Origin of the sequence: Streptomyces sp. BK340, assembly GCF_007827595.1 — a bacterium.
GTDB lineage: Bacteria > Actinomycetota > Actinomycetes > Streptomycetales > Streptomycetaceae > Streptomyces.
In genome coordinates this window covers 84956-97923 of the sequence record NZ_VISR01000007.1, presented here as the reverse complement: position 1 = coordinate 97923, position 12968 = coordinate 84956, and the positions used below count along the sequence as shown (strand labels likewise).

Annotated in this window: 11 protein-coding genes; 8 read left to right on the top strand and 3 right to left on the bottom strand. The window is 74.1% G+C overall.

The features are described from left to right. Positions 1 to 72 precede the first annotated feature (72 nt). Together FB157_RS15910 and FB157_RS15905 are read left to right on the top strand one after the other, a co-directional pair. On the top strand, positions 73 to 1434 hold the full coding sequence (locus tag FB157_RS15910; protein ID WP_145880141.1) for a nucleobase:cation symporter-2 family protein: 1362 nt from the start codon (positions 73 to 75) through the stop codon (positions 1432 to 1434). Between the two features lie 280 nt (positions 1435 to 1714). Beyond that, positions 1715 to 1933: a hypothetical protein gene (locus FB157_RS15905; RefSeq protein ID WP_145880139.1), complete on the top strand. Its 219-nt coding sequence runs from the start codon at positions 1715 to 1717 to the stop codon at positions 1931 to 1933. A gap of 26 nt (positions 1934 to 1959) precedes the next feature. On the opposite strand, the gene FB157_RS15900 is transcribed toward FB157_RS15905, so the two are convergent. Further along, positions 1960 to 2718 carry a PaaX family transcriptional regulator C-terminal domain-containing protein gene (locus FB157_RS15900; protein ID WP_145880137.1) on the bottom strand — a complete coding sequence of 253 codons (759 nt, stop codon included), beginning with the start codon at positions 2716 to 2718 and terminating at the stop codon, positions 1960 to 1962. A gap of 71 nt (positions 2719 to 2789) precedes the next feature. On the opposite strand from FB157_RS15900, the gene FB157_RS15895 reads away from it, so the two are divergent. Both FB157_RS15895 and FB157_RS15890 read left to right on the top strand, forming a co-directional pair. Beyond that, on the top strand, positions 2790 to 4454 hold the full coding sequence (locus FB157_RS15895) for an acyl-CoA dehydrogenase family protein (RefSeq protein ID WP_145880136.1): 1665 nt from the start codon (positions 2790 to 2792) through the stop codon (positions 4452 to 4454). A gap of 143 nt (positions 4455 to 4597) precedes the next feature. After that, positions 4598 to 6574 (top strand): HEAT repeat domain-containing protein, encoded by a 1977-nt coding sequence (locus FB157_RS15890; RefSeq protein WP_145880134.1) that lies wholly within the window; start codon positions 4598 to 4600, stop codon positions 6572 to 6574. A gap of 117 nt (positions 6575 to 6691) precedes the next feature. On the opposite strand, the gene FB157_RS15885 is transcribed toward FB157_RS15890, so the two are convergent. Next, positions 6692 to 7279: a hypothetical protein gene (locus FB157_RS15885; protein ID WP_186581531.1), complete on the bottom strand. Its 588-nt coding sequence runs from the start codon at positions 7277 to 7279 to the stop codon at positions 6692 to 6694. 272 nt (positions 7280 to 7551) lie between these two features. On the opposite strand from FB157_RS15885, the gene FB157_RS15880 reads away from it, so the two are divergent. The 4 genes from FB157_RS15880 (at position 7552) to FB157_RS15865 (ending at position 11491) form a co-directional block, all read left to right on the top strand. Continuing rightward, positions 7552 to 8637, top strand: a complete 1086-nt coding sequence (locus FB157_RS15880) for an exo-alpha-sialidase (protein ID WP_186581530.1) — start codon at positions 7552 to 7554, stop codon at positions 8635 to 8637. Between the two features lie 139 nt (positions 8638 to 8776). Beyond that, positions 8777 to 9454: a uracil-DNA glycosylase gene (locus FB157_RS15875; protein WP_145880130.1), complete on the top strand. Its 678-nt coding sequence runs from the start codon at positions 8777 to 8779 to the stop codon at positions 9452 to 9454. Beyond that, positions 9451 to 10425: an N-acetylglucosamine kinase gene (locus FB157_RS15870; RefSeq protein ID WP_145880129.1), complete on the top strand. Its 975-nt coding sequence runs from the start codon at positions 9451 to 9453 to the stop codon at positions 10423 to 10425. Before FB157_RS15875 ends, FB157_RS15870 begins: the two co-directional genes overlap by 4 nt. 142 nt (positions 10426 to 10567) lie before the next feature. After that, entirely contained in the window at positions 10568 to 11491 is a 924-nt protein-coding gene (locus tag FB157_RS15865) for a sirohydrochlorin chelatase (RefSeq protein ID WP_145880127.1), read from the top strand. A gap of 98 nt (positions 11492 to 11589) precedes the next feature. Here the strand turns inward: FB157_RS15865 and FB157_RS15860 are convergent, their stop codons facing one another. Further along, complete coding sequence (locus FB157_RS15860; protein ID WP_145880125.1) at positions 11590 to 12621, bottom strand: lactonase family protein; 1032 nt, start codon at positions 12619 to 12621, stop codon at positions 11590 to 11592. Positions 12622 to 12968 lie beyond the last annotated feature (347 nt).

The window sequence follows — 12968 nt, the reverse complement described above, 5'->3', positions numbered from 1 at the left end:
ACAAACTGTTCAAGGACCTTACGGTCTCGTGCTGTTCGGATGTCACTGCCCGCCCGCCGCTCTGGAGTCCCCATGGCCACGACCGCAGATGTGCACCCCGTCGACGAGATACCACCGGTACGCCGGCTCACGGCCTTCGGACTGCAGCACGTGCTCGCGATGTACGCGGGCGCCGTCGCGGTGCCGCTGATCGTGGGCGGCGCGATGAAACTGTCGGCCGCCGACCTGGCGTATCTGATCACCGCCGATCTGCTGGTGTCCGGCGTCGCGACGCTGATCCAGTGCGTCGGGTTCTGGCGGTTCGGGGTCCGGCTGCCGATCATGCAGGGCTGCACGTTCGCGGCCGTGTCGCCGATGGTGCTCATCGGGACCACGGGCGGCGGACTGCCCGCGATCTACGGCTCGGTGATCGTCGCGGGGCTCGCGATGGTGCTGCTGGCCCCGGTCTTCGGCCGGTTGCTGCGCTTCTTCCCGCCGCTGGTCACCGGCACGGTGATCCTGATCATCGGGGTCTCACTGCTGCCGGTCGCCGGCAACTGGGCCGCCGGCGGTGCCGGGGCGAAGGACTTCGGGGAACCGGGGAACCTGGCACTGGCGGCATTCGTGCTGGCCGTCGTGCTCGGCGTGCAGCGCTTCGCGCCGGAGTCCTTCGGCCGGATCGCCGTGCTGATCGGCATCGCGGTCGGCCTGGCGGTCGCCGTGCCGTTCGGGTTCACCGACTTCGGCGGGGTCGGGGACGCGGACTGGGTGGGGATCAGCACGCCGTTCCACTTCGGGATGCCGACGTTCAGGGCGTCCGCGATCGTGTCCATGCTGGTGGTGGCACTGGTGACCATGACGGAGACGACCGGTGACCTGATCGCGGTGGGCGAGATGACCGGCCGCCGGGTCGAGCCGCGCTCGCTGGCCGACGGCCTGCGCGCGGACGGCCTGTCGACCGTGCTCGGCGGGGTGTTCAACACCTTCCCGTACACGGCGTACGCCCAGAACGTGGGCCTGGTCGGGATGACCCGGGTGCGCAGCCGCTGGGTGGTCGCGGCGGCCGGCGGCATCCTCGTCCTGCTCGGCCTGCTGCCCAAACTGGGCGCGGTGGTCGCGGCCATCCCCGCGCCGGTGCTCGGCGGGGCCGGTCTGGTGATGTTCGGGACGGTCGCGGCGAGTGGGCTCAGGACACTGGCCGGCGTCGACTTCAAGGGCAACAACAACCTGACGGTGGTCGCCGTTTCGGTGGCGGTGGGCATGCTGCCGGTGGGTGTGCCCACGGTGTACGCGAAGTTCCCCGACTGGTTCCAGACGGTGATGAACAGCGGTATCAGCGCGGGCTGTCTGACGGCGATCGCCCTGAACCTGCTGTTCAACCACCTCCCTGTGAAGGCGGGTTCGGCTGGAGCGGGGGAGGTCGGTGCCGGAGTCGGCGACGAGAACGTCGCCTGAAAACAGCCGACTTGACGCCTCCGCAGTGAGCCCAGCGGCTAGACTCCCCCTGCACGGTCGGCCTCGCCGGCCGCGACGGGAATGGGTCCGGCGTCCCTTTCGGGCGTGCCCGCCGAGGTGTTCGGCGGTCCGTCAATCACGACAACTTCACACGCGGCCTGCACGCCGGCAGGGCCTCAGTTGATCACCGCCATTCGGGGTGGTCGACCTGAGACACCTGCCATCCTGCAAACGGCTCGCGCTCGGTTCGGCCATCCGCCATTCTCCGGAGGGGCCGAGCATGGAGTCACAGATCGTCCTGGGGATCCTGGGTACGGCGAGCGTCGCGTCGGTACTGGTCTACGTCCTGAAGGGACTCCTCGACCAGATCCCGGATCTCATCCGCTCCTGGCGCCGAGTCGTGCGCGAGGCCAGGACCCTTCGTCGCGGCGCTGCGGCCGGACCGGACGAGACCGGCGCGTCCCCCGCCGATCCCGGGAACCGGCGCACCCCGTCCTGACCGGACCCGGGGAACAGCGAACGGGCTCAGTGGTCCCCGCGCAGCCCCACCGAGGCGGCCAGTTCCTCCTCGTAACCCGCATAGGCCGAGCGCAGGGCCTCTCCCGGCCAGTCCGGCGGCAGGAGTGCGGGCGGCAGGACGGGGTCGGTGAGCAGGTGGCGTACGGCCGCGGCGAAGGTGGCGAGGCGGTCGGCCGGGTGGTGGGCGCCGGCCGCGCGGGCGAGCAGGGTGCGCGCGGCGGTGGCCCACGCGGCCAGCGGCCACAGACGGGCTGCCAGGTCGTGCGGGGAGCCGTCGGGGTGCGCGGTGTAGGACTCGGCCAGGCGCGCGAGGTCGTCGGGCAGGGGCCGGGCGAGGTTGGCCGGGCGCAGCCACACGCCCTCGCGGAGTTCGGCCAGGCGCAGGGCGCCCAGCCGGGCGCGCAGGTCGGCCCGCTCGGCGGGGCCGCGGCCGGTGGCCGTGATCACCACCATCTGCCAGTCACCGTTCCACGCGCGTGTGCGGGGATGGAGCGCCTCGTCCTGGCGGCGCTGGCGGGCCAGCAGCCGGTCGCTGAGCCCGTACACGCCGTCCGTGCGGCGCAGGTCCCCGGCGGCCACCATCCGGCTCAGCGCGGCCCGCAGCGTCGAGCCGCCGACGCCGAAGGGCTCCACCAACCGGACCAGGTCCTTGACCGGCAGCTCGGGGGGATGGGCGCCCAGCAGCAGGCTCAGCACCACCGACCGCGCGGACAGCGGCCGCAGACCGGCGGCCTCACCCGCCTCCGCCGACACGTTCATGCGCATGGGCACGTACTGTACGTGCGCCTCCTTGTTGCATCATTGCTACAGTCGCACGAAGAGTGCAACATGGCCGTATGGACTCGACACCCGTGCAGTCGCCGCCGCGGCACCACGCCACCCACGACGTCACCAACCAGGCCCCGCCCCTGGCTCCCTACGACGCTTCTGCCGACCGTGCCCTGCTGGAGGGGCTGCGCCGGGAGGGTGCCGAGTGGGCCGAGGACGGCATCCGGCGGCTGGGGCTGCAGGCCGGCAGCGAGGAGGCCCAGGAGTGGGGCGAGCAGGCGAACCGGCACGAGCCGGAGCTGCGCACCCACGACCGCTACGGCAACCGGATCGACGAGGTCGAGTTCCACCCCAGCTGGCACCACCTGATGCGGACCGCGGTCGCCGAGGGCCTGGCCGGTGCGCCATGGGCGGACGACCGGCCCGGTGCCCACGTGGCCCGCACGGCGGGCGGACTGGTGTGGGGGCACACGGAGGCCGGGCACGGCTGTCCGACGTCGATGACGTACGCGGCCGTCCCCGCGCTGCGCGCCCAGCCGGAGCTGGCCAAGGTGTACGAACCGCTGCTCACCGGCCGCGCGTACGACCCGGGGCTGCGCGTGCCCACCGAGAAGCCCGGACTGCTCGCCGGGATGGGCATGACCGAGAAGCAGGGCGGCTCGGACGTCCGCACGAACACCACCACGGCCACGCCCACGGGTGAGCCGGGCGTGTACACGCTGCGCGGCCACAAGTGGTTCACGTCGGCGCCGATGTGCGACGTGTTCCTGGTGCTGGCGCAGGCGCCGGGCGGCCTGTCCTGCTTCCTCGTGCCCCGGATCCTGCCGGACGGCAGCCGCAACACCTTCCGCATCCAGCGGCTGAAGGACAAGCTCGGCAACCGGTCCAACGCCTCCTCCGAGCCGGAGTTCGAACGGACGGTGGCCTGGCTGGTCGGACCCGAGGGGCGGGGCGTGAAGACCATCATCGAGATGGTCAACTGCACCCGTCTGGACTGTGTGATGTCCTCGGCGACCCTGATGCGCAAGACGCTCGTCGAGGCGGGTCACCACGCGCGCCACCGCAGCGCGTTCGGCGCCCGGCTGTTCGACCAGCCGCTGATGCGCAACGTGCTGGCCGACCTGGCGCTGGAGTCGGAGGCGGCGACGACGCTCACCCTGCGGCTCGCCGGTGCGGCGGACCGGGCGGTACGCGGGGACGCCGGCGAGCGCTCCTTCCGCCGGCTCGCCACCGCCGTCGGCAAGTACTGGGTCACCAAGCGGGGCCCGGCGTTCACCGCGGAGGCCCTGGAGTGCCTGGGCGGCAACGGGTACGTCGAGGAGTCGGGCATGCCCCGCCACTACCGGGAGGCTCCCCTGTTGTCGATCTGGGAGGGCTCGGGGAACGTCAACGCGCTCGACGTGCTGCGCGCCCTGGGTCGGGAACAGGACACGACCGAGGCCCTGTTCACCGAACTCGCCCTCGCGCGCGGGGCGGACGCCCGGCTGGATGCGGCCGTGGTCGGGCTCAAGGAGCAGTTGGCCGAAACCGACCAGGTGGGCGCACGCAGGCTGGTCGAGGGGATGGCGCTGGCCCTTCAGGCATCGCTGCTGGTCCGGCACGCCCCGCACGCCGTCGCGGACGCCTTCTGCGCCACCCGGCTGGGCGGCGACTGGGGGCACGCGTTCGGCACGCTGCCCGCCGGGACCGACCTGGACACGATCCTGGAGCGGGCCTTTCCCGGCCATGACTGATCCGGTCCCCGGGCGGCCGGGGCGGATCCCGCCCCGTGGCCGGTGACAGCCGACGGATCGCACACAGTCAGCGCGCGACTTCGCATCGTTGTCAGTGCCGTGGTGCAGACTCGATCAGGTGGTTCCGGCCTGGGGAGGACAACGTGTTCACGGGGATCGACGAGGTCGACTGGGCCTCGCTGCACCACGCGTACGGCAGCGCGGAGGACGTGCCCGGATGGTTACGGGGGCTGGCCTCCGCGGACGCCGCCGAGCGACAGACCGCGCTCGACGGCATGTACGGCACGGTGCACCACCAGGGGAACGTGTACGACTCGACGCTGGCCTGCGTTCCCTTCCTGTGCTCGCTCGCGGCCCGCGAGGCGGTGCCGGACCGGGGCTGCATCGTCGAACTGCTGGTCAGCATCGGGGCGGAGAGCGGGGACGCGCACGCGCGTGAGGCCGTGCGCGGGGGCTCCGAGGTGTTCGTGTCCCTCCTCGGTGACCCGGACCCGGGAGTGCGCCGGGCGGCGGCCGGTGCCGTCGTACGGTTCCCGGACGGCCCGGAGCGCGTCCTGGACCTGATACGGCAGCGGATCCCGGTCGAGCGGGACGGCAGGGTACTGCTCGCGCTCACCGAGGCCCTCGGCCTGTTCGTACGGCGGCATCCGGCGCACTCCACCGCCGCGCTGGACCTGTTGGCCACGCAGAGCGCCCCGCCCTACGAGCCCGGGCTGCGGCTCGCCGCGCTGGGCCAGCTCGCCCTGGGCGCCCCGGAGCTGCTCCCGGCCGACCTGGTGCCGACGGCGGTCGAGCTGCTGCGGGACAGGTCCGCGCGCCGCGCCCGGGTACCGGAGCCGTCCGGGAACGACACCCTCGTGGGCCGGATACGGCGACTGCGGCCCTCGGACGAGGAGGGCGCCCAGCTGCTGCGCACCCTGCACACCGCGCTCGGCGACCGGACCGCCGACCGGATCGCCCTGCTCACCGGGCAGTTGACCAGCCCGGACCCGATGGACCGGTGCAATGCCGTGTGCATGTCGGCTGCGCTGTTCCGCGGCTGGCGGGCGGACTGCGCCGGGCCGGTGGCCCTGATCGGTGCCCAACTGGACACGGAGCAGGACCGGTTGCGGGACGCGGCGGTCTCGGTCCTGGTGGAGCTGTACGGCCTGGCCACGCCCGCCGCGGACGATCTGTACGCCCTGGTGGCCGCCCGGCCCGACCTGTGGACACACCGCTGGGAGCGCGGCTCGCCCGCCCTCGGCGGACCGCTCAAGGCCCTGGTCCGGACCGGCGATCCACGGGCGGTCCCGGTTCTGGCCCAGGTGCTGGCCGGCCCGTTCGTGCCCGGCGGCCTGGGGCACGAGATCGCACATCTGGGGCCGGCCGCGACTCCCCTCGCCCCCGCGCTGCGACACCATCTGGCCCGTGTCCCCCTGGACTCCCCCGCCTCCGGCACACTGGCCACTTCGCTCCTGGCCGCGCTCAGAGCCGTGGGCGACCGGCATGCGGTGCCCGAGGTGCTGCGGCTCCTGTCCGCGGCGCCGGACGGGCTCGGGGCACGGGAGAGACTCGTCGGACCGGCCATCGAGACGCTGGACGCCCTCGGGGCGGCCGCACAGGCGGCACCCGTCCTGCGGGACCTGCTGCACACCCGGCACGCGGCCGCCGCCGCGGGCGCCCTGTGGTCGGCGGGGGATCCCGTCACAGCCGTACTGCCCGTCCTGCTGCGGGAGTTGACGCAGGGCGAGCCGGGGAGCCGCCGGCTCGCCGCCCGGCAGCTGGGCAGGCTGGGTCCGGCCGCCCGCACGGCCCTGCCTGAACTGCGCCGGACGGCCCGTTCGGCCCAGGTGTGGCAGCGGATGTCGGCCGCCCGCGCACTGTGGCACATCGGCCGGGACCCGGAACCCGTGCTGCCGGTGTTCCGGGCCGCGTGGTCGCAGAACCCCTACACGCGCGGCCCGATCGCCCAGTGCCTTGCGGCCATGGGCCCGGCGGCCGCACCGCTGAGGGACCTGGTGACCGCCGAACTGACCGACCCCCGGCGCCACACGGCCGGTGAGGGCGGGTACGGCAGCCAGCACATCGCCAAGGACGAGGCGTTGCTCAGGACCTGCGGGGAGGTACTGGCCGGGCTGTAGCCGCGCGCCGGAGCGCGCGGTCCGTCATGGCGCGGCGGCCGTCATGGCGCGAAGGCCGTCACGGGCGCAGGGGTACGTCACGGGCGCAGGTGGTCCGTCACGGGCGCAGGGGGTCCGTCACCATTTCATCCGGCTCCACTGCGGCCCCAGTCGGGCCCACTCCGCGTCCCAGCGGTCCATGCGGCGGCGCTCCAGGCGACCGCGCAGGACGCGGCCGCCGACGAAGGGGAGGGCGGCGGCACTCACGCCGACCAGGCCACCCATCAAGGTGGCCCGGAAGGCGGCCTCGGACGCGGTGGTGGGGCGGGTGACCAGGTGGCCCTGCGGGTCGGTCCACACGGTGACCGGGGACCCGGCCTTGCTGCCCGGCGCGACCCGGGCCTGGCCGGTGCGGGCCGAGCCGTCGCCGACGGTCCAGCGGACCTCGGCCCAGACCCGCTCTCCGCCGGTGCCCGCGGCGGTGGCCCTGCCGGGTGCCTGGGCGACGACGCGGGCGACGGCGGGCTGCCAGGCGGCGCGCTCCCGTGCCAGTCCGTGCTCCACCGAACGGGCCGCCGCGAGCCCGGCCAGCACCCCGGCCAGGACGGTCAGCAGCCAGACGGCGAGCACCATCCAGGCCTCCACCACGTCGGCCCGGCGCCGGAGCGGATTGCGCCGCCAGCGCCACAGCCACACCTCGGGACCACGCAACGCCTTCAAAGGCATCCTCCTCACGAGCGCACCGACAGGCCGGACCGACCTCCCATACGGGCAGGGCCGCCCCGTTGCTCACGACGAGCCGTCACGTCGACGGTCGCACGTGACACCCCCTTCGCGCAGGCGCATGCGACAACGCACCTTGCCGATCTCTACGACAGGCCGACGGCACCGTCGTGACCTGCGCGTACGCCCCGACCGGGGCCGACTGTCAGTGGCGGGGTGCAGACTGGCCGGTATCTGACGACTACCTGGACAAAGACGTCCCGGAGGTGATCGGCATGACCGAGGTCCTGCTCGCCGTGGGCACCCGCAAAGGCCTCTTCATCGGGCGGCGGCGCGGCGGCACCTGGGAGTTCGACGACAGCCCCTACTTCAACGCCCAGGCCGTCTACTCGGTCGCCATCGACGTCCGCGGCGGCACCCCGCGGCTGCTGGCGGGCGGCGACAGCGCGCACTGGGGCCCGTCGGTGTTCCACTCCGACGATCTGGGCCGCTCCTGGACCGAACCGGCGCGGCCGGCCGTCAAGTTCCCCAAGGACACCGGGGCTTCGCTGGAGCGGGTGTGGCAGCTGCACCCGGCCGCCGCCGAACCGGACGTGGTGTACGCGGGCACGGAACCGGCCGCGCTGTACCGCTCCGAGGACCGCGGGGAGAGCTTCGAGCTGGTGCGTCCCCTGTGGGAGCACCCGACCCGCTCCCGGTGGGTGCCGGGCGGCGGGGGTGAGGGCCTGCACACGGTGCTCACCGACGCGCGCGACCCGCGGGCGGTGACCGTCGCCGTCTCCACCGCCGGGGTGTTCCGTACCACGGACGGCGGGGCGAGCTGGGCGCCCGCCAACTCCGGTGTCTCCGCGGTGTTCCTGCCGGATCCGAACCCGGAGTTCGGCCAGTGCGTGCACAAGATCGCCAAGGACGCGCACGACCCGGACCGGCTGTACCTGCAGAACCACTGGGGTGTGTACCGCAGCGACGACGCGGGCGCGCGGTGGACCGACATCGGCGCGGGCCTGCCGTCGACGTTCGGGTTCGCGGTGGCCGCCCACCCGCACCGCGGCGACACCGCGTACGTCTTCCCGATCAACGCGGACGCCGACCGGGTACCCGCCGACCACCGCTGCCGGGTCTTCCGCACGGCCGACGCGGGCAAGAGCTGGGAGCCGCTGTCGCACGGGCTGCCGGCGGAGGACCACTACGGCACCGTGCTGCGCGACGCACTGTGGACGGACGACGCGGACCCGGCAGGGGTCTACTTCGGCAACCGCAACGGCGAGGTGTACGCCTCGGCCGACGACGGCGACAGCTGGCGGCAGCTCGCCTCCCATCTGCCGGACGTGCTGTGCGTGCGGGCGGCGGTGATCGACTGACGCGGCGGGCGGTGCCCGAGGGCCGCAGGAAGGGAGGCAGGGGCGGAAACGGTCATTCGAGCCGACGGTCCGATCATCCTCGGTCGGCCTCCGGTCGCAGCTTGATCGCCAACCGGTGTACGGCAGTAGGGTGACGCCCGTGGCACCACGACCCTTGCATGAAATCGTCGAACCGGGCTGGGCGAAGGCCCTCGAACCCGTCGCCGGACAGATCGCCGCGATGGGCGACTTCCTGCGTGCGGAGATCGCCGCGGGACGCACCTACCTCCCGGCCGGACCGAACGTACTGCGCGCCTTCCAGCAACCCTTCGACGACGTACGCGTCCTGATCGTCGGTCAGGACCCGTACCCGACACCGGGGCACGCGGTCGGCCTGTCGTTCTCGGTCGCGCCCGAGGTGCGTCCGCTGCCGCCGAGCCTGATCAACATCTTCCGCGAGCTGAACGCCGACCTGGGGCTGCCCCAGCCGTCGAACGGCGACCTCACCCCGTGGACACAGCAGGGCGTGCTGCTGCTCAACAGGGCGCTCACCACGGCACCGCGCAGCCCGGCCGCCCACCGCGGCAAGGGCTGGGAGGAGGTCACCGAGCAGGCGATCCGCGCCCTGGCGGCGCGCGGCAAGCCGCTGGTGTCCGTGCTGTGGGGACGTGACGCCCGGAACCTGCGTCCGCTGCTGGGCAGTCTGCCGGCCGTGGAGTCCGCGCATCCCTCGCCCATGTCGGCCGACCGCGGCTTCTTCGGGTCGCGTCCGTTCAGCCGGGCCAACGACCTGCTGATCCAGCAGGGCGGACAGCCGGTGGACTGGCGTCTGCCGTGACCGTCCCCGGTTATCTGGCGGTGGACTCCGGGGGCTCCGGTCTCCGGGTCGCCGTCGGCGTTCCGGGGCAGGCACCCTCGGCCCGGCGAGCGTCGGGCGAGCCCGTCCGTACCGGGGCGCGGGGCATCGACCCCGACCACCTGATGGGGCAACTCGTACCCCTCGCCCGCGCGTCGGCGGCGGAGGCCGGGGTGGACGAACTGGCCACGGCCGTGGTCGGCTCCGCCGGGTTCTCCTCTCTGGGCGACGCCCTGCGCGCCGAGCTGCCGGGCGCGCTCGCCCGGGAGCTCGGCGTACGGAACGTGGCGCTGGCCGCCGATGCCGTGACGGCCTACGTGGGCGCCCTCGGGCCGCGGCCGGGTGCCGTGGTGGCCGCGGGCACCGGCCTGATCGCGGTGGGCACCGATCTGACCCGCTGGCGGCGGGCGGACGGCTGGGGCCATCTGCTGGGCGACTGCGGCGGCGGGGCGTGGATCGGGCGGGCCGGGCTGGAGGCGGCGCTGCGCGCCCACGACGGCCGGGACGGCGGCTCCGCCCCGCTGCTGGCGTGCGCCGAGGAACAGTTCGGCCCGGTGCGGGGGCTGCCCGGCCGGCTCTACCCCCGTACCGACCGGCCCGCGCTGCTGGCCTCCTTCGCGCCCCAGGTGGCCGCCTGCGCCCCGCGCGACCCGGTGGCCGCCGGCATCCTGCGTGCGGCGGCCCGGAACATCGCCGAGTCCGCCGCCGCGGTGTGCCCGGCCTCCGGTACGCCCGAAATGGCGTTCACCGGCGGACTGCTCAAGATGGGCGACCCGCTCCTCGTACCCCTGCGGGAGGAGTTGGCCGCGAGACTGCCGCACGCCCGGCAGGTGCCGGCCGAGGGCGACCCGCTGCACGGCTGCGTACGGATCGCGAACGAGCTGGCGGCCGGGGGGCTCACACTGCCGGGTGAACCGTCCATGCTGTACGTGGTCCCTACAAAAGGGGATTGACCCCCTTCGTGGCACATCTGTCCGGCAAGTGCCCGGAACACGTGCCAAGGGTAGGTAACTCATCAGACAAAACCGGACGGATACCGCTCACCTGCACCCTCCCCGAACAAGGGAGCCCAAGAAGTTAGTAACATGCGGCGCCATGAGCTCCCCCACTGGGCCCGCGTCCGGCCTGCCAGTACGAATGCCGCGACCCCGCCAGCCCGGACGGCACCGCCGACCGGAACCGCTGGTGGCTCCCGAGGGCGCGCCCGCGTTCGTCCTCGCGGTGCCCGGCGCGCCCAGCGCCGCCGCGCGCAGCCTCGCCGAGGAGGTCGTGAGCATCGCCCGCTCCGAGCTGCCCGGCCTGGACGCCCGGATCGGATACCTGGACGGGGACGACACCGAGTTCCCGAGCCTGCGGGCCATGCTCGCGCACACCGCCGAGGAGCGCGCCGCCCGCTACGAGCAGGCCGTCGCCGCCGGCCTCGAGGTCAAGGAGCCCGACGGCCCGGTCGCGGTCGTCGTGCCGCTGCTGGCCGGTCCGGACAGCGCGCTGCTGCGCCAGGTCCGCCAGGCCGTGATGGACAGCCGGGTCGCCGCCGACCTGACCGACGCCCTCGGCCCGCACCCGCTGCTCGCCGAGGCGCTGCACGTGCGTCTGTCCGAGGCCGGTCTGGCCCGCGCCGACCGCGCCCGCCTGTTCACCGTGGCCACCGCCGCCGACGGCATCATCCTGGCCTCCGTGGGCGGCGAGGAGGCCGTGCAGGCGGCCGGGATCACCGGCATGCTGCTCGCCGCACGCCTGGCCGTGCCGGTGATGGCCGCGGCCCTGGACCAGGAGGGTTCGATCACCTCCGTCGCCGAGCAGCTGCGTTCCTCGGGCTCGCAGCAGCTGGCCCTGGCGCCGTACCTGATCGGCCCGGAGATCGACCCGGCGCTGCTGACGGCGGCCGCCGAGGAGGCGGGCTGCGCCACGGCCGAGCCGCTCGGCGCCTACCCGGCGATCGGCAAGCTCGCCCTCGCCAAGTACACGACCGCGCTGGGCATCGCCCCGCCGCAGCCGCAGGGCACGCCGGTCCGCTGACGCCGGACCCGGCACCCGTACGACACAGGGCCCGCTCCAGATCACTGGAGCGGGCCCTGCCCGTTGCCGCCCGGCCGCCCGGCTCCCGCCCCGGCCGCTCAGGCGAAGACGATGCAGGAGGCCGCGGCGACCGCGACGGAGCCGTCGTAGCGAGGCAGCCCGGTCCGCTCGTCGACGCCGAACCAGGTCACGTCTCCGGATCGCTCGTTGGCCGCGTAGAGGAAGCCGTCGCGCTCGGCCAGCGCGCGCGGCCAGTGTCCGCCGCAGGGCACCGTGCCGATCAGGCGGAGCCCGTCCCCCTGGACGGCCAGGACGGACAGGACGTCCTCGCCCCGGGTCGCGGTCCACACGAAGCGGCCGTCGGGCGAGACCACGATGCCCGAGGCGTAGGCGTCGCCCGCCGGGGCGCCCGGCAGGACCGGGACCTCGGTCAGCGGCTTCAGGGAGCCGGCGTCGGCGTCCCAGAGGCAGACCGTGACGGTGGGGGTCAGTTCGTTGACCACGTAGGCGTGCTCGCCGTCCGGATGGAAGGCCAGGTGGCGGGGGCCCGATCCGGGGCGCAGCGCGATCTCGCGGTGCAGCGTCGGGATGCCGTCCTCCAGGGTGCACACCCGGACCGAGTCCGTGCCGAGGTCGACGCTGACCGCCCACCTGCCGCTGGGGTCCGGCTGCACCTGGTGGGCGTGCGGGCCGCGCTGTCGCCGGTCGTGCGGGCCGGAGCCGGTGTGCTGGAGCACCCCCGAGAGCGCGGGCGCCAGGCTGCCGTCCGAGCGCACGGGTACGGCCGTGACGCTGCCGGAGCCGTAGTTGGCGGTCAGGACGTGCCCGGCGTGCAGGCTGAGATGGGTCGGTCCGCTGCCGTCCACCGGCACGGGCGGCCCCGCGGGCTCCGGCTTGTCACGGCCGACGCGGAACGCGGCGACGGCGCCGTCGGCGGTCTCGCTGACCGCGTAGAGCATGGTCCCGTCCGGCGACAGGGCCAGGTAGGAGGGGTCGGGCACGGCCCCGAGACGGCCGGTGACGGTCAGTGCCCCGCTGCCCGGGCGTACGTCCGCGGTGACCAGCCCGGGCCCGCCCGCCGCCGTGAACGACCCGATGAACGCCCTGTACCGCCTGCCGCCCTCTGCCACCGCTGTCCCCTCTCGGTCCGAGCCATTGCCGACGGTAGCAGTCGATCAGTGAAGGTCTAGACCAAACGGGTGACGCGGGAGTGTTCCTCCGGCGCCACGCGGGCCCCGACCAGCAGTGATCCCGACAAGGGCCCACAGAGGCGGCTCCAGTCCCTGCGGGTGGGCCGGGGCCGACCCGACCGGACTCCTGGCGGGCCAGGCACGTGCCGGAGCGGGCTCGACCGGGGCCCCCAGGGCCCCGTGGACGCCCTCGGGGCCACCGGCCGTGAATTCCCCCGACCGGGCCTCCGGACCAGCCGCAGGCCGCCGCAGAGGGGCTTGGACGAGCCCGTCCCCAGCCCCTCACC

Coding starts and splice junctions, on each gene's coding strand:
- FB157_RS15910 (WP_145880141.1), top strand. CDS start 73: ATGGCCACGACCGCAGATGTGCACCCCGTCGACGAGATACCACCGGTA.
- FB157_RS15905 (WP_145880139.1), top strand. CDS start 1,715: ATGGAGTCACAGATCGTCCTGGGGATCCTGGGTACGGCGAGCGTCGCG.
- FB157_RS15900 (WP_145880137.1), bottom strand. CDS start 2,718: ATGCGCATGAACGTGTCGGCGGAGGCGGGTGAGGCCGCCGGTCTGCGG.
- FB157_RS15895 (WP_145880136.1), top strand. CDS start 2,790: ATGGACTCGACACCCGTGCAGTCGCCGCCGCGGCACCACGCCACCCAC.
- FB157_RS15885 (WP_186581531.1), bottom strand. CDS start 7,279: ATGCCTTTGAAGGCGTTGCGTGGTCCCGAGGTGTGGCTGTGGCGCTGG.
- FB157_RS15880 (WP_186581530.1), top strand. CDS start 7,552: ATGACCGAGGTCCTGCTCGCCGTGGGCACCCGCAAAGGCCTCTTCATC.
- FB157_RS15865 (WP_145880127.1), top strand. CDS start 10,568: ATGAGCTCCCCCACTGGGCCCGCGTCCGGCCTGCCAGTACGAATGCCG.